Annotated in this window: 13 protein-coding genes; 5 read left to right on the top strand and 8 right to left on the bottom strand. The window is 30.9% G+C overall.

The window, feature by feature from the left end:
* Window positions 1-291: 291 nt before the first annotated feature.
* Window positions 292-510 (top strand): hypothetical protein, encoded by a 219-nt coding sequence (locus tag ACFVRR_RS06175; RefSeq protein ID WP_387325879.1) that lies wholly within the window; start codon window positions 292-294, stop codon window positions 508-510.
* A gap of 720 nt (window positions 511-1,230) precedes the next feature.
* Entirely contained in the window at window positions 1,231-2,196 is a 966-nt protein-coding gene (locus tag ACFVRR_RS06170) for a CAP domain-containing protein (protein ID WP_387325876.1), read from the top strand.
* A gap of 277 nt (window positions 2,197-2,473) precedes the next feature.
* Here the strand turns inward: ACFVRR_RS06170 and ACFVRR_RS06165 are convergent, their stop codons facing one another.
* The 4 genes from ACFVRR_RS06165 to ACFVRR_RS06150 form a co-directional block, all read right to left on the bottom strand.
* The gene (locus ACFVRR_RS06165) at window positions 2,474-3,946 is read right to left on the bottom strand and encodes a BglG family transcription antiterminator (RefSeq protein ID WP_387325874.1); all 1,473 of its coding nucleotides are present in this window, start codon (window positions 3,944-3,946) and stop codon (window positions 2,474-2,476) included.
* A 525-nt stretch (window positions 3,947-4,471) separates the two neighbouring features.
* Window positions 4,472-5,035, bottom strand: coding sequence for a hypothetical protein (locus tag ACFVRR_RS06160; RefSeq protein WP_387325872.1), 564 nt, complete (start codon window positions 5,033-5,035; stop codon window positions 4,472-4,474).
* Between the two features lie 309 nt (window positions 5,036-5,344).
* Window positions 5,345-7,525 carry a YhgE/Pip family protein gene (locus tag ACFVRR_RS06155; RefSeq protein ID WP_387325870.1) on the bottom strand — a complete coding sequence of 727 codons (2,181 nt, stop codon included), beginning with the start codon at window positions 7,523-7,525 and terminating at the stop codon, window positions 5,345-5,347.
* 139 nt (window positions 7,526-7,664) lie between these two features.
* Window positions 7,665-8,255, bottom strand: a complete 591-nt coding sequence (locus tag ACFVRR_RS06150; protein WP_387325867.1) for a TetR/AcrR family transcriptional regulator — start codon at window positions 8,253-8,255, stop codon at window positions 7,665-7,667.
* Between the two features lie 292 nt (window positions 8,256-8,547).
* Between ACFVRR_RS06150 and ACFVRR_RS06145 the strand changes: the two genes are divergently transcribed.
* Window positions 8,548-9,981 (top strand): alanine/glycine:cation symporter family protein, encoded by a 1,434-nt coding sequence (locus ACFVRR_RS06145; RefSeq protein WP_387325864.1) that lies wholly within the window; start codon window positions 8,548-8,550, stop codon window positions 9,979-9,981.
* A gap of 46 nt (window positions 9,982-10,027) precedes the next feature.
* Here the strand turns inward: ACFVRR_RS06145 and ACFVRR_RS06140 are convergent, their stop codons facing one another.
* The 3 genes from ACFVRR_RS06140 to ACFVRR_RS06130 form a co-directional block, all read right to left on the bottom strand.
* The gene (locus tag ACFVRR_RS06140) at window positions 10,028-10,675 is read right to left on the bottom strand and encodes a VanZ family protein (RefSeq protein WP_387325862.1); all 648 of its coding nucleotides are present in this window, start codon (window positions 10,673-10,675) and stop codon (window positions 10,028-10,030) included.
* A 239-nt stretch (window positions 10,676-10,914) separates the two neighbouring features.
* Window positions 10,915-11,673: an SDR family oxidoreductase gene (locus ACFVRR_RS06135; RefSeq protein ID WP_387325860.1), complete on the bottom strand. Its 759-nt coding sequence runs from the start codon at window positions 11,671-11,673 to the stop codon at window positions 10,915-10,917.
* A 29-nt stretch (window positions 11,674-11,702) separates the two neighbouring features.
* Entirely contained in the window at window positions 11,703-13,145 is a 1,443-nt protein-coding gene (locus tag ACFVRR_RS06130) for a DHA2 family efflux MFS transporter permease subunit (RefSeq protein ID WP_387326063.1), read from the bottom strand.
* 272 nt (window positions 13,146-13,417) lie between these two features.
* Here ACFVRR_RS06130 and ACFVRR_RS06125 point away from each other — a divergent pair, with 272 nt between their 5' ends.
* On the top strand, window positions 13,418-13,999 hold the full coding sequence (locus ACFVRR_RS06125; RefSeq protein ID WP_387325858.1) for a TetR/AcrR family transcriptional regulator: 582 nt from the start codon (window positions 13,418-13,420) through the stop codon (window positions 13,997-13,999).
* 381 nt (window positions 14,000-14,380) lie between these two features.
* The gene (locus ACFVRR_RS06120; RefSeq protein ID WP_387325856.1) at window positions 14,381-15,601 is read left to right on the top strand and encodes a helix-turn-helix domain-containing protein; all 1,221 of its coding nucleotides are present in this window, start codon (window positions 14,381-14,383) and stop codon (window positions 15,599-15,601) included.
* Window positions 15,602-15,868: 267 nt separating this feature from the next.
* On the opposite strand, the gene ACFVRR_RS06115 is transcribed toward ACFVRR_RS06120, so the two are convergent.
* On the bottom strand, window positions 15,869-16,696 hold an 828-nt coding region (locus ACFVRR_RS06115; protein WP_387325854.1), incomplete at its 5' end, for an InlB B-repeat-containing protein.

The following is a 16,696-nucleotide window of genomic DNA, read 5'->3' as shown; positions in this document are numbered from 1 at the left end:
TCCCCCTTAGGATAAAAATCATTTCAAAAAAATTTTCAATAAACCTGAGCATACTTTGAACATTTTTTCACAAATAATTCATTAAGTAATTTTTAGAGAACCACTTAATGGTACTCATGTTACTTATAGTTTACTTTTCTAAAGGGGTTTTGACTTAATCTTATTTGTCTAAATCGTGTCTATAAATTGTCTATTTTGTGACACAATTCACATTCTAAGTTAAAATTACTTTTTTATGATAAAATAATTACTCCTTTTTTCTTATTGGAGACTTAAATTTAAAATCAGGTGATGAAATTAAGATTGTATATTGGAACAGATGCTACTTGTGATATAGGCGATCCCACTATTAGAGTATCCTCAGATAAAATAACTCCTTCTACAGTTAATAAATTCTCAGCAGGGTTAACTACTATTGGTGGAACAATACCGCAAGGAGCAACAAAAGTTAGAATTTACTTTAGAACAAACTGTAGTCAAGTACTGAATCGCGGTGCAATTGCAAAGTAAATCAAACATTTTCTGCATATATTCTTTTTTAAAGTAAGCTCTTGCTAATTGTATATTAGAACCCGTTTATTTCATTTTAGAAACTCCTACTACCAAAAATGTATAGTACATTTTACTTAAGATTTAATTTAGGAGTGAATTAAAATAATTACTATATATGATGATCAAACTTATGTTATCTATTTGCTTATATTAATTGGTATTTCTTATATAGCCTTACTAATATTTTTATTCCGAAAATATGATTATCTACTATTAAGTAAGCAATTGTTATTAATAATTTTTGTAATTTACTTTTTAATGTCCATTTATATGATAAAGCAAGGTTATTATAAGATATCTTATTCTATTTCAAGAAGTTATCAATTAAAAATCCCAAGTTTTATTATATTTTGTTACTCAATAGTATTTACTTTCTTAGCAGTTATTTTAAGAGAAAAGAAAAAATTTCTATAGTATGTATTAAAGACTAAATTCACCAATTCACACGAAAAAGAGCCGTTCTTTCACTAAATCGGAAAGAACGGCTCTTTTTTGTATTTGATCAGAATAATAATATGTTTTGAAAAGTTAGTAAAAACAATTACCAAACTCCGTCGTTTTATTTAAGAAATTACTCAATTCAATAATGAAACGATTCTTTGTATAGATATTTGTTAGACTTAAATTGTTCTTCTCAGTAGGAACACAACACAATAATTTTAATTGGAGGATTTTCAAATGAAAAAAACAATTACATTGACTGTTTTAATTGGATCTCTAATTTTTAATACACATACACATGCTGATACAAAACTATCTATTCAACACAATCATTTATTTAATAATACTTTATACCAATATTTTATCTTACCTAAATTATCAATAGAGAATACATTTTCTAATAAATTACCTTCAGATAGTTCCATACAACTTAGTGAATTGTTTAAATCTAATATAGTAAGCAATCTTGGCCAAACTATTAAAAGTTTTAAAGAGACGAGTAACAACAATAATCACCAACAAAATACAACAATAGAAATACCAAATATACCATTTAAACTTTCACAACCAATTACACCTAATACTCCACTAATACCTGTTCAACCAGTTACACCTAACGTTCCATCAAATCCTGCTAAGCCAGTAGTACCAAACATTCCATCAAATCCTGCTAAGCCAGTAGTACCAAACATTCCATCAAATCCTGCTAAGCCAGTAATACCAAACGTTCCATCAAATCCTGCTCCACCAGTAATACCAAATACTCCATCAAAACCAATCGATCCAGTACCTGAAAATCCTTCTAAAATCGAAGTGCCTGCTTCTTTATCTGCATATGAATCAAAAGTTATAGAATTAACAAATATAGAGAGAACAAAAGCTGATTTAAAACCTTTTAAAGCTAATAATGAATTATCTAAAGTTTCTCGTATTAAGTCAAAAGACATGACTGTTAAAAATTATTTTGATCATAATAGTCCAACTTACGGTTCACCATTTGATATGATGAAAAAGTTTGGAATTTCTTATAATCATGCAGCTGAAAATATTGCAAAAGGACAAAAAACTCCAGAAGAGGTAGTAAAAGCATGGATGAATAGTGCAGGACACCGAGCAAATATTTTGAACTCTAAATTAGATCAAATTGGTGTAGGTTATGACTCGCGTTCTAATGCATGGACACAAATGTTTATTTCTCAATAAATTTAGTTAAATAAACAAAAGCATCATCGTTCTTGATGATGCTTTTTGTTCGTATTTATAAACCTCTTCATTATTTAAATAATACTATTTTGAATCTAAAAAATTTAAAGTATTTCTTTTAACTAAGTACATTCTATAGAATTTTTCAGTCAATCTTAATTTTAAAAAAAGTATTTCATTTGTTTATCCATTATTAATAAGTTACTTTCCATACGACAACCTGATAAAATATTAAAAACTCTTGGTCTAATAATGACTAAGAGTTTTTTCATAAGAATTAATCCGGCAATATTTCATGTAAATATAGTCGTTTAGTAAAGTATTGATCAATAAACTTTCTAATTCCATTTAATTCAGCTTCTGTTGGAAACGTAGATATTTTTAAAACTGGTAAATGTTCCTTCAAAAATTGGCCTTTTAATGTTGATATCACTAAATCTAAATGATTGTGCCTCTTAATTACATCTATATCTGATAAATCATAAATTTTTATAACAAGGTGTTTTCCAAAGTGATAATCAAGAAGTTCATAAAGATAACCCATTTCTATATAGGTACGACAAATCAATACAGTATTGATCTTCATACCATTCTTTTTGCGAATTAAAAAAGCTTCTACTAACAAATACAATTCTAAAATTTCTAGTTTTCCATATGACATAGTTTCATTCTCAAGATGCTTTTTTACTAAATTTCCAATTCCAATAAATAATGGATGTTCCTCCACGTAAGGTAAGAATGGAAGCGCAGTATTCATGCGAGTATCCGTATAAAACTGAGTATCATACTTGGTACGTTTAATTGTTGAATAATATTTATAAAGGAAATCATCATCCTGTGCTAAATCAAAGTGCAAGTAATCTGATAATGCATTTAAAAACTGTACACGAGAACCTTCTTTATTCTCTTTCATTTTAATACGTATTTTAAAAAGCTCCTCTGTCATATTATTTGGCATAACTTCACTTGAAAGACAGAGACAAAAGTATAAAATTTCTTGTGTTTGTTGTTCTCTAGTTGGGCACTTTTCCATAAATGGAAACATTTTCTTTGCAATATCGAAATATGGAGTATTTTTATATTTATCATAAATATCTTTAGAAAAAGAAACATAACACTCCATAGAAATTCTAATATTAATAATTTCTAAAATAAAAGATAAACGTTGAATAGCTCCGAGATGAAGAGTAATCGAAAGATCAGTAGTATAGTTGATGATTGCATCTCGAAAATTTTTGAGATCTATATTGTTTAAATCGTTTAGATAATCTAGCCCCTTATATTCCAAGTATTGCATCATAAATCGACGTACCTTTTTCTCGTCACCACTTAATTTAAGAGGGCTAGTATTAAGAGTAATGCCTGCTTCCTCTACAACTTCTTTTATTTGATCCAACTGTCTATATACAGTTGATCTACTTATATGAAAAGCTTTTGAAATTTCATTAATCGTCACACCGTTATTAAGAATAATATACTCTAAGATTTGAAAATATGGATTCTCATTTTTTATATAAGACCATATGCCCTCAAGGGTACCGTTCGGAGATTTAATTAAACGTGCTCCCTCTGTTTCACTTTTTTCAATGAACCACCCTTTAGGTAAAGCTGAATTTAAAAAAGTAATGTCTCGCCAAATCGTACTTCGAGAATAACCTGTCTTCTCGGATAAATCAGCTAAACTACACCAATCATTTTTTTCAAAAAGAAAATAAATTAAACCTGCATGGCGTTCGTTAAATCTGTTCATAATATCACCTAATGTTCTTTTATAAATATATATTTAAGATAGCATTACCATTTCAACAAATTGTTATAACAAGTGGGAAATACTAAGAAATCACAAACTTTAGGGAATTATTGCATTAAACTTTCCGATACTCCCTCATATTTTCTTCTATACAAAATAGACTTATATATTTGGAATCTATTTAATTTACTCATTTATCAGCAAATATAATATTTCATTTTTGAAATATATATAATCATTTTAGATACTAGTTAGCGTTTTACCTAGCGAATCACATCAATTTCCACCCTTTAATAATGTTTGAGTTCACTATTATTATCGACTGATTTTAATACTAATAAGATAGAACTAACGAATTAATGTTTACATTATTTAAAATTATTGGATTATGTTTTATAAACAAAAAACGCAATCATTATCGTTACAACTTTAGCAATGCCTGCGTTTTTCTTAAAAATTAATATTACTTTTTGGGGTTTCTTGTATAATTTTTCAATCATCTTGAAAAATAAAAATCATTTGTTCCTACAAAGTAATTTTCAATTCATTAGATAATAAATTAATTTCTCCATATGTATTAACAGAATAAATACGAACAAAATACTTTTGAGTATCTTCAAAACCAAGTGATTGAATTTCGTTTCCGCCATAAAGCTTACTTGATTTTGAATACAATAAAAATGGATCAATAGCAAAATCCGTGCCACTGCCATCTGCTCGAAAAGCTATATCTTCTTTTTTAAAGTGCTGTTTTTTAGGATAGATCCCCTTACCTTTTGTACTCCAACTATTCTGATTTCCATCTACAAACAAATATTGATAGTAAATTCCATTAAATATAGCAATTAGGTGCATAATTGCCCTGGAATCTGGATGCCAACTAATTGTAAAGTAACCTGAAACCCCGTCTTTATTTCTATTGGTTGAAACTATTGGTTTATCATATTCATTCGATTCTATAGATCCCGGTGCACTCTTAACATTTCCTTGATTAGCAAAAATTGATCTGGAAGCAAAAGGTAAATAAACTTTCTGTTTTTCAAACAAAGAAATAGTTAAGCTTGAATTTAGATATCCAGTATGTGACATACATTTACACCTCCACAAAACATTTTATTTATTAACCCATTTGTTATATTTATAGTTTAATTCATACATTCCCTATCCTCAGCGTCATAAATGAGAATTCATATTTCAAATTAGAAATAAAACCCAAAAATAACACACCAAATTAACTTAATAACCTTCTCCTCTATTAACACTTAGAACACTCATTTTCAACTTCAGAATTAATCTTTTAAAAAAGATTGTCCTAAAGATACTGGATTTTTATTTCACTAATAGTAAAAAAGGATTGAAATCTTTTTAGACTTCAATCCTTTTTATTATTTTAACGTATTAAGCCTCGATTTCACTTAATTGATTTTTCTTAGATAATTTAACACGAACTGCAAAAGTTACGTTTGTTAGGATAATAAATAACGCTGCAAATCCACATAAATAGTAGGCTTGATCCCAAACAAACCCTTTGCTAACAGAACTAGAGATTAATTCTCTGAATCCTTTAATTGCATATGTCATAGGTAAATATGGATGAATCGTTTGGAAAAATGTTGGTGTTAATGAAATTGGGAAAGTACCTGAAGTTCCACCAATTTGTAATAACATCATAACAAACACTAAATATTGCCCTATATTTCCTAATGTAACAGTTAAGAATTGTATTAATGAATAGAAGGTCAAGCTAGTGATAATTGTAAACACTACGAATAACCACACGTTTTTCACATCAAGACCCATACCATAAATTAAAACCATATCTGCTACGATTGATTGCATGATCCCCACGAAAATAAGAACGCTATATTTACTAAAGAACCAAGCTAAACCAGTAGTCGGAGCAATAGAGTTGTTTCTCATTGGATAAACTGAAGTGAACATTAATCCACCAGCAAATAGTCCAATAGATAATATATACGGTGTTAATCCTACACCATATTCTTTTACATTATTTATTTTATGAGAAACTAGCTTTGTTGGTTCTGCAAAGAATTTATCAGTTGCATCACTTGTTTTAACTTTGTTTACTTCATCTCCACCATCTTTTAGGGATTTATGAAGTTCAGTTGTTCCTTTTGTTAAATCAGTTGCTCCTTTTAATAAGTCTCCAGACCCACTATATAACTGATTCGTTCCATCAGATAGTTGTTTAGAACCATCATTTAACTGATTGATCCCTTGGACTAATTGATCCCCACCTGTATTTAATTTACCTAGGCCAATTGAAAGTAACGAACTTCCTTCACTTAATGCCTTTGTACCATTGTATAAATCATTACTTCCTTGAGCTAATTGATTTGCTCCATTAGACGCTTCTTTCAATTTACTATTAAATAAACTTAAATTTGTATTTAATTCTTTTTGTCCAGCAAGTAGATTATTTGAACCTTCATATAATTGACCTTGTGCTGCAGCAATTTGATCAACACCATTTTTAATTTGATTACTTCCTTTTGATAGTTGATCTAAACTGTTTGAGATTGTTTTTAATTTCTGTAAATCTTCTTTACTTAATGAACCATCTTGCAATCCATTAACGATTGATTTAAGAGCATCATTAGTAGCACCAAGATTCTGATTAAATCCTGCTTCATTTTTTTGCAATTGGGTTGCGCCAGCATAAGATTGTTTTAGTCCAGCATTTAATTGGTTACTTCCTGTTTCTAGCTTAGAAGACCCAGTTTCAATTTTACTACCGCCTTCAGCAAGTTGCGAAAGTCCATTATTTAAATCACCAGAACCAGCTTTTAACGTACCCGTACCTTCTAGAAGAGTATTTAAACCAGAATTTAATTTATTAGCACCATCATTTGATTGTTTAATACCATCTGATAATTGTGTCGCTCCACTTTTCAGTTTTGTACTACCATTTTCAAATGTGATCATGCTGTCATTTAATTTTTTTAAATTTTTATTTAATACATCTGTTCCATCTGTAATTTTTGCAGCACCATCATTGATTTTACCTGCACCATCAGATGCTTTTGTCATGCCTTTTCCAATATCCTTGAAATTATCAAAAACTGTTTTAGCATATTGTTCTGTAATTTCTTTTGAGATAGTAGCATTTACTTCTTTCATTGCATTTGTACCAATTTGTGCGCCTACATAGTTTTTACCCGCATTTGTGTAATAATTTAATTTCATTTTCTGCGGTTTTTCGTCTAATAACGTAGCTGCATTTTTGGAGAAGTTAGAAGGTAATTCGATGACTAAATAATATTTTTCATCGTTTAATCCTTCCATTGCCTGTTTTTTATTTGTAACTTTCCATTTGAATGACTTATTATCATTCAAACCTTCTACAAAATCTTTCCCAACATTAAGCTTTTTATCATTAAACTCAGTACCCTTGTCATTGTTAACAATTGCGACAGATAGTTTCTCTGTTTTATTATAAGGATTCCAATATGCAGATAAGAAAATTAATGAGTAAAGCATTGGTACAAGACCAATCGCAATGATTGTTGCAATTGTCATTGGTTTCTTTAAAATATTTTTCCATTCTTGTTTAAACACATTCTCACTCCCCTTGTTAGACCAATTGACCAAATGTGTATTTCGGTCAATTTATTACATTTAAATAGTTTAATACTCCCTTTAATAAAAAAATAAAAGGTAATACTAAACCATTCTCCCGTTAAACTCATTTTCATGTTTATTCAGGAATTTTATTTCCTATTAATCCAAATAAAATTAATTGCACCATTTTTTTTATAGCGTCATCTGTAATATGCATTGGATCTTTATCCAGAACACTCTTTTGTAGATTAAGAATCGAGATAATCGTCGTAATCATACTTAAACTTAGTATAGGAATTTCTAAATGGAAATTGGTTTCTTTTGCCAGCATTCTTGATTCTATTTCTTCTTCGATTGGTGTTTTCCGATAGATCTGTTGAAAGAAAATTTCTGATAACTCAGGGTGTCGTAAAGTTTCACTGATCAAGATCTCAATTTGATTTCGATTCTTTTCTACCCATTTAATCCTTTTCTCAACATATAATCTTAGCAATTCTTCTATTGAAAATTTACTAAAATCCTCTTCCATCCAAACGTCCTGAATATCTGGTTTTACACAGGTAATCAATACATCAAGCTTGCTTTTAAAATACTTATAAATCGTCGCTTCGGAAATTTTACTTTCCTTTGCAATTTGATTAATTGTCGTACCATCATAACCATTTTTCGCAAATAGTTGGATCGACTTCTCTAGGATGTGATGCTTTGTTCTTTCTCCCTTATTCACTTTTTACCTCCTTTAAAACGTTGTTAAAAAGGCATTAAATCTTAGTATTTAGCTTGCTGCCCAAAAGTAAGTGTTTATTTACTTTTCTAGTATATTAACCGAAATAGAATTAGTCAACAAAAAGTAAGTGAATACTTACTTTTTTAATCTTTTTTTAATGTTGCCTTTTTTTTTAATTGATTAAACATTTAAAAAAAAACGTTGCCTTCGTCGACAGAATAATTTATTATTACACTTTGAAGTCAAAGTTATCTAATAATTTTACGAATATTCTTACAAAGGAGAGGGATTCATGACAGATTTGGTTACAGTACTCAACGACTATTTATGGGCTAAATTAATTGTTATTTTATTAGTTGCAATTGGCCTATTTTTAACGGTTTATTTAGGATTTATTCAGTTTAAATTCTTACCTGAAATGATTCGATTATTAGTTGATGGACGAAACAGAGATAAAGACAAAGACAAAAAGACTGTTTCTTCATTACAAGCATTTATGATCGGAATGGCTGCTCGTATTGGTACCGGGAATATTGCCGGTGTTGCAACAGCAGTGGCATTAGGTGGACCAGGTGCAGTTTTTTGGATGTGGTTAATGGCATTAATTGGTTCAGCTTCAGCATTTGTAGAAAGTACTTTGGCTCAGCTTTATAAAGTGAAAGATGGTTCTTCATGGCGTGGTGGACCTGCTTATTATATGGAAAAAGCCTTAGGTAATCGAAAGCTTGGTGTTATTTTTAGTATTTTAATTACTTTATCTTTTGGTCTTATTTTTAACGCAGTACAAGCAAACACGATTGCTGCTTCTATTAATAATGAATTTGGCGTAAATACAAAAACAACTGCGATTGTACTTGCTATTATTACGGCATTAATAATTTTTGGTGGTGTCCATTCAGTTGCAAAATTCTCAACTGTTTTAGTGCCGATCAAGGCTGGTGTATACATTATTCTAGCTTTATGGGTAATGTTTTCAAATTTCGATATTTTACCAGATGTATTTGGTGCAATTTTCTCTGAAGGAATTTTTTCGTTTAAACAAATGTTTGGCGGTGTCATGGGTGCTGCAGTTCTTCATGGAATTCGTCGTGGATTATTCTCAAACGAAGCTGGTATGGGTTCAGCTCCAAACGCAGCTGCAACAGCTGACGTTACTCACCCTATAAAACAAGGTTTAATTCAAGCATTAGGTGTAATTGTCGATACATTTATCATCTGTTCATCTACAGCTATGATCGTATTAGTTTCAGGCGTTTATAAAACATCTGAACTATCAGGTATTCCTTTAACACAGGAATCTTTACGTGTAAGTCTAGGTGATTTTGCTGCAACATTCGTTTCAATTTCAGTATTCTTATTTGCATTAAGTACAATTATGGGTAACTATTACTACGGTGAATCAAATATTAGCTTCATGAAGCATTCGAAAAAATCAATTTACCTATACCGTTTTGCTGTAATTGGAATGGTATTATTCGGAGCATTATATAGTGCTGATTTAATTTGGTCTTTAGCAGATATTTTCATGGGATTAATGGTATTAGTTAATCTTTACGCAATTACGCGTTTAGCTAAAGTTGTAAAAGCTTTATTAAAAGATTATGTTTCTCAAAAGAAACAAGGTTTGGATCCAGTATTCTCTGCTAATAAAATCGATAACTTACCAGGTCGTGATCAGTTAGAGGCTTGGGTTGATGAGAAGGACGTTAAGAATCACGTTGGATAATATATTAAAACCATCATTCTGAAATGAATGATGGTTTTTTCAAGTTTTATCTGCTAATTGATGTTTTAATGGAAATAATTTTTACTAATAGTCTAATCCCTATTAATACACCAATAAAATTTAATATTAAATCATCTACATCGAGGCTGCCTACTACAAAGATTTTTTGAAGATACTCTAAAATTATTATCAATACTAAAGACAATAAAAGACAATTTGCACCTTTTATTTTTCTATTAAAATAAAAGTAAACGATGTATCCTAATGGTATAAAAATAACAATATTACCTATTAAGTTAGATAAGATATAGATATAATCAGCTTCACTTTTTAAATAACTCAATATAGTCTTAAATGGAAGATAGTTGCTTGTGTAATGGTTTCCTAATGAGTTTCTTGAAAATAGAATAGAATAGATTACTACTATGTACGATAGTGTAAATACTCCAAAACCTAATTTACTAATATACATTTCCCTACCTTTTATACAGGATTGAACTATATTTATCAAAGTATTAACTAGTAAGACTAAGAGCACAAATATACTATATCCAAATGTCAGATTAGCATATGGAAAAATCCTTGAAAGTAGATCTCCCAAAAATGCTCTCATTAATATGAGTACGATAATTGTTGAAAACACTATTGTAAATAAGGTATTTAGATTTTTATTCATATAGACTTGTTTTATCACTGAAACACCCACCTTTACTATCTTTTCCTGTCATTCTACAAAATTTTGCTCTTTATGTATTGAGCAAAGAATATGAATTTCAATTTATATAAACGATTTTTCTACAGATAAAATCCCCTATAATTACCAATTTGCAATACAAAATATGTATGACTTAAACATTCTACAAAGTCAAAAACTAAAAAACCATCTGAAAAATTTCAGACGGTCTTTCTTCTTTCAATATAAAATTCCCTACCTCAATAAGCAGTCCAACCAGCATCACCAGTAATTACAGTACCGTTTACAAAGCTCGATTCATCTGATGCAAGGAATAAAGCTATTTCTGCAATTTCTTCTGGTTTACCTACTCGTGGATTAACTCCTAATCCTGCTTGTATACGTCCCATTCCAAAATGGTTGATATTTGTCATAGAAGAACCGATATTTGTTTCGACCCCACCTGGGGCAATTGCGTTGCATCGGATGCCATTTGTTGCGTACATAAATCCAGTATTCTTCGTGAATCCAACAACTGCATGCTTTGACGCTGTATAAGCCGCTCCTGCTCTAGCCCCTTGAAGTCCACCTGCAGAAGCTACATTAATAATAACCCCCTGCTCTTTTTCTAAAAAGATCGGCAAGACTTTGCGTGTTGAGCGCATTACACTCGTTGTATTGACAGCAAAAACTCTTTCCCACTTATCATCTTCAATATCACCAGCAGGTTCGAAGTTATCCATAATTCCTGCATTATTAACTAGAATATCTACTGTATCAAAAGTATGAACGGCAGAATCAATTACGTTTTGAATATCATTTTCGAGAGCAACATTAGCCATAACAGCTATTGCATCTCCACCGTTTGATTTTATTTCTTCAACGGTAACATTTGCAGCATCTACATTAATATCAGATACTACCACTTTTGCACCTTCCTTGGCATAAAGGACAGCAATTGCTTTCCCCATTCCTGAACCAGCACCAGTTACTACAGCTACTTTGTTTTGAAGTCTCATGATTTATTCCTCCAATTAATTATGGTGTATTATGCTTTAACTGTTACCTTTTTCAATTTAACTGTTGCCTCTTCAGATGCCGCTTGTTTAACTTTCTTGATAAAGAATGAAAGTAGTAATCCAAGGATCCCTATTCCAACAATCACTAGATACGCATCGTTAATTCCATTTATTGAAGCTTCTTTAATAATTTGGGCCTTTGTTAACCCTTTAGTAGCTGCTGTAGGAATTAATTCCGTAATATGTGTTTTTGTACGATCTGTCATAACTGTAACTAGAAGCGATGTACCAACTGCTCCAGCCACTTGACGAATTGTATTCGTAATAGCTGTACCGTGTGCATTTAATTGCTTTGGAAGTTGATTTAAACCAGCTGTCTGTATTGGCATCATCATTAATGCCATACCGATTCGACGTCCAGTGGACATTAGTATCAAGTATGTGTAACTCGTCGAGTCCGTCAAGTTTGTGAAGCCAAGTGTTGTTGCAATTGTAATAATCATTCCGAAAATAGCTAGCCATTTTGCACCAACGCGATCGAATAATCTACCTGTAACCGGCATAAGGAAACCCATTACCAATGCACCAGGAAGTAATAGAAGACCTGACTCGACAGGTGTATAGCCACGGATATTTTGTAAGTAAAGTGGCAGTAGCATCATATCTGCATACATTACCATCGTTACTGCGATATTAATAACTGTCGTTAATGAGAACATACTAAACTTGAATGCACGCAAATCAAGTAAAGGATCTTGCGAAACCATTTGTCTCCATGCGAATAGTACAAGGGCCAATACCCCGACAACAATCGTACTAATTACTTCTGAATTCGACCAACCTAAACTTCCAGCTCGGCTGAAACCATAAAGCATTGCACCAAAACCAACTGTAGACAATGTAACGCTAAGAAAATCAAATTTTGTTTTGATACGATCCGATACATTTCGTAAATAAATGTAACCAAGCACGATTACAAGAACAGCAAATGGAATCATTCCGTAAAACATCGTTTCCCATTTGTAATTCTCCATTATATAACCTGCAAGTGTAGGACCAATTGCTGGGGCAAAGATAATCGCTAGCCCAACCATCCCCATCGCTCCTCCGCGCTTTTCTGGCGGAAAAAGTGTCAAAATAACATTCGTTAATAGTGGCATAATAATTCCTGCCCCTGCTGCCTGAATCAAGCGACCTGTTAACAGAACAGGAAAATCGGTCGCAATTGCCGATACAATTGTTCCTGCTAAAAAGATAATCATTGAAGCTTGAAATAGTTGACGTGTGGTGAAACGTAGCATTAAATAGGCTGTAATTGGAATTAATACACCATTTACTAGCATATAGCCTGTTGTTAACCACTGTGCTGTTGCTGCCTTGATATGAAAATCAACCATTAGCTCAGGTATAGCAACACTCATAAGCGTTTGATTTAATGTTGCTAGAAAGGCACCTAAAATCAAAATAAACATAATAGGTCCCTTTTTTATCAAATTTGTGTCAATTCCTGAAGTTTTACTCAATCCCCCATCATTCCTTTCTCTCTTTATCATGGACATAATTTACAAAGTGTTTAATAATAAACATGATATAAATTACATTATAGTTAGATAGACCAATCTTACAACCAACAATATTAGAAGAAATGTATTGTAGTTATCACTCTTTTTAGTTCTGTCGTTAAAACTAAAAATAATAAACACATCTAAAAAAAATGTAAATTTCATGGAAAAGGTGATTTGATTTGAAGGATAAAACAAAAGTAGATCCTAGGATCATTCGTACGCGCCAATTAATTAAAGACGCATTTATCGATTTGCTTCAGGAGATGGACATAAATAAAATTACGGTTAACCGTATAGCTGAACGCGCAACAGTTAACCGAGTAACATTTTATCTACATTATCGTGACATACAAGATATGATGGAGAACATGGCTTTGGAAATGGGTGAGAAGCTTGGACAAATTATGAGGGATTCAACACCTTACAAGTCTATAGAAGAAACTGACTCGGTGAAGCTTTTAAACTTGCTTGAACATATAGCTGAGAATGCAAAGTTTTATAAGGTAGTTCTTGCTTCTACTAAAACCCCAATCTTTACTGAGCAATTATTAAAAATCATTACTGAAACAATAACGAAACGAAGAGAAGTTGATTCTTTACACATTAAGACAGATATTCAAAAGGATATTATTATCTGGTACGGGTCATCAGCACTGATTGGTACAATTGTATCTTGGTTAAGATATGATATGCCTTATACCCCTCAGTATCTTGCTAAACAACTATCCCTACTATTTCGAATTGGTAATAAGATAGAATAATTTAGAGTAACCAAACTACGCATAAAAACTGTAAGCGAATTTGCTTACAGTTTTTTAGCCTTCTCTATAAAAAAAAATCGACAAATTACTTTTATTATTTAAAAAATCTTTTAGAAAAAAGCAATATACTTTTCATTAAAGATAAAGTTCTTTCCTCACATGTAATCATTTGGTAAATATGTAAAATATTGATAAATTGGCATTATTTCAATCTTCTTCGACTATTAACATTTTACCGTAATTTTACTTTTGCTTAACATATCTTTAAGTATTACTTCACATGCTACACGGGTTTTCTAAATATACTAATTTTGTTGTTAAATGTAGAATTTTAGTATTAGGTACTATTTCTAAAATCATGGATGGGAGGAGGACTTAGTTATGTATGAAGGAAAAATTATCAAATTTTATAGAGAAAAATACAAACTAACACAAGAACAATTAGGGAAAAACATTTGCTCCGTTACCCATATCAGTAAAATAGAATGTGCACAAACAAAGTACGCCCCTGAAATTATTAATTTATTATCAAATAGACTTGGAATTAATATGGAATTAGAAGTAGCTAATTTTATGAATATTAAACAACGCTTACTTCACTGGCATGACGTTATTGTTATGCAGTTATTTAAAGAGATGGATCAGATCTACTATGAATTTGAAATGGAAGAACTAATCCAAATCTCTGAATATAATGATATGTATCAGTTGCTTAGAGCGAAATATTTTCTTGCACATAGTAAATGCAATGAAGCTTTTAAAATCATTAAAAAGCTTCAGAAGAAAGAAGATAAATTAGCACCATATGAAAGAAATTTATTAAAGCATATTTTAGGAATTTATTCTTTAGCAAAGCAAGATTACGGTAAAGTGATCCAGATTTTAAAGTCGATTGATAATACAGTGTATAAAAATCCTGAATATTTTTACCATCTAGCATCGGCTTACCATACTTTAAATGCTCCTGTGTTAGCCTATTATTATGCTGAAAAATCTCATCAATTTTTTAAGCAAATTAATAACTATCTCAGAGTTATTGATGCTGAAATGTTAATGATTATTCAAGTTCAAGGTGATACTTTAGAAGAAGAAATTATTAATCGTTTCAAAAATTTGATTAGAAGCTGTGAGTTGTGTAATGCTCCTGATCGAAAAGCAAAAGCTTTGCATAATCTAGCTTATGAATTTTATAGAGGTAAAAATTATAAGGAAGCTAGTAAATATTATAAACAATCAATGATGTTAAAAGATTCAGAAAGCACACCGTATTTAATATCATTAGAAGGATATATTCGTAGTTCCTTTGATGGTGGTTTTTTTAACTTAGAAGAGCTTGTGCATGAAGCAGAAGAAGGTCTTTTCATTGCGAAAAAGAATAATTATATTTTATATATCCATTTATTTAAACTTTTACTTTATTTATTAAAAGCCAAAGAAAAAGAGTACCATAATTATTTAAATAATAAAGCGTTACCAATGTTTATTAAATATGGTTTTACTTTTTTAGTGGAGCGTTCTAAAAAGGAATTATTTAATTATTATAAAAAGATGAATTTAAATGAACAAGCAATGGAGATTGCACAATTAATCGTAAATGCTTAGGACTTATATATTTTAATAGTATGATTATTTGCAGATAAATACGCTGGTTCTCATTTCGAGTACCAGTTTTTGATTTTTTCAAGAATAAAAAAAGAGACAAGAATACGAAGTTCTGTATTCTTGTCTTTTATTATTTCTAAGGGAAAGTTTTTAATTTGAAAAAAACCGATCTAATCGTTGCACTTTCATAAAGGGTGTTAATCAATCTTCGTAATGTCATAAGCACCCTTTTTGACTTTTTTGCTTGAGAGTAATTTGTACTGCTTGTTATTTCTTTACAACTTTAACCTTTGTTGCAGAACTTTCATTTCCAGTTGAATCCTTTGCATAGACAGATAATTCTGTACCTACTTTTTGTTGTTTAATTTTGATACTAAATATTCCTTTAGAATCAGCTTTTCCAGTTGCAATTACAACATCATTGATTTTTACAGTAATCGTTGCATTTGCTAACGTCGTTCCTGTAATCTTTGTATCATTTTCATCTATGAGATTAATAACTGGTGCATTTAGTATCCATTTTGCGTAAAGTGTTACATTACTTGTCACCTTATCTGTTTCAAAATTCCATGCTACTTGACCTGCTGCATCTTTATACCAACCAATAAATGTATAACCTGTTTTTGCTGGGAATGATGGCATTGCAATTGTAGTGTTATAGTTTGCTGTAAGATCAGCTACTGTACTACCACCTTGGCTATCAAATTTAACAGAGTACTTATTTATGCTCCATTTCGCATATAAAACTGTATCTTCTGTCACTTTATCAGTTGCAAAATTCCAAGCTACTTGACCTGCAGCATCTTTATACCAACCAATAAATGTATAACCTGTTTTTGTTGGGAAAGATGGCATTGCAATTGTAGTGTTATAGTTTGCTGTAAGATCAGCTACTGTACTGCCACCTTGGCTATCAAATTTAACAGAGTACTTATTTATGCTCCATTTCGCATATAAAACTGTATCTTCTGTCACTTTATCAGTTGCAAAATTCCACGCCACTTGACCTGCAGCATCTTTATACCAACCAATAAATGTATAACCTGTTTTTGTTGGGAAAGATGGCATTGCAATTGTAGTGTTATAGTTTGCTGT

The sequence above is a fragment of the Gottfriedia sp. NPDC057948 genome (genome assembly GCF_042887255.1).
Lineage (GTDB): Bacteria > Bacillota > Bacilli > Bacillales > Bacillaceae_G > Gottfriedia.
Note: the sequence above shows the minus strand (reverse complement) of the source record. Positions and strands in the feature narration are given on the sequence as shown.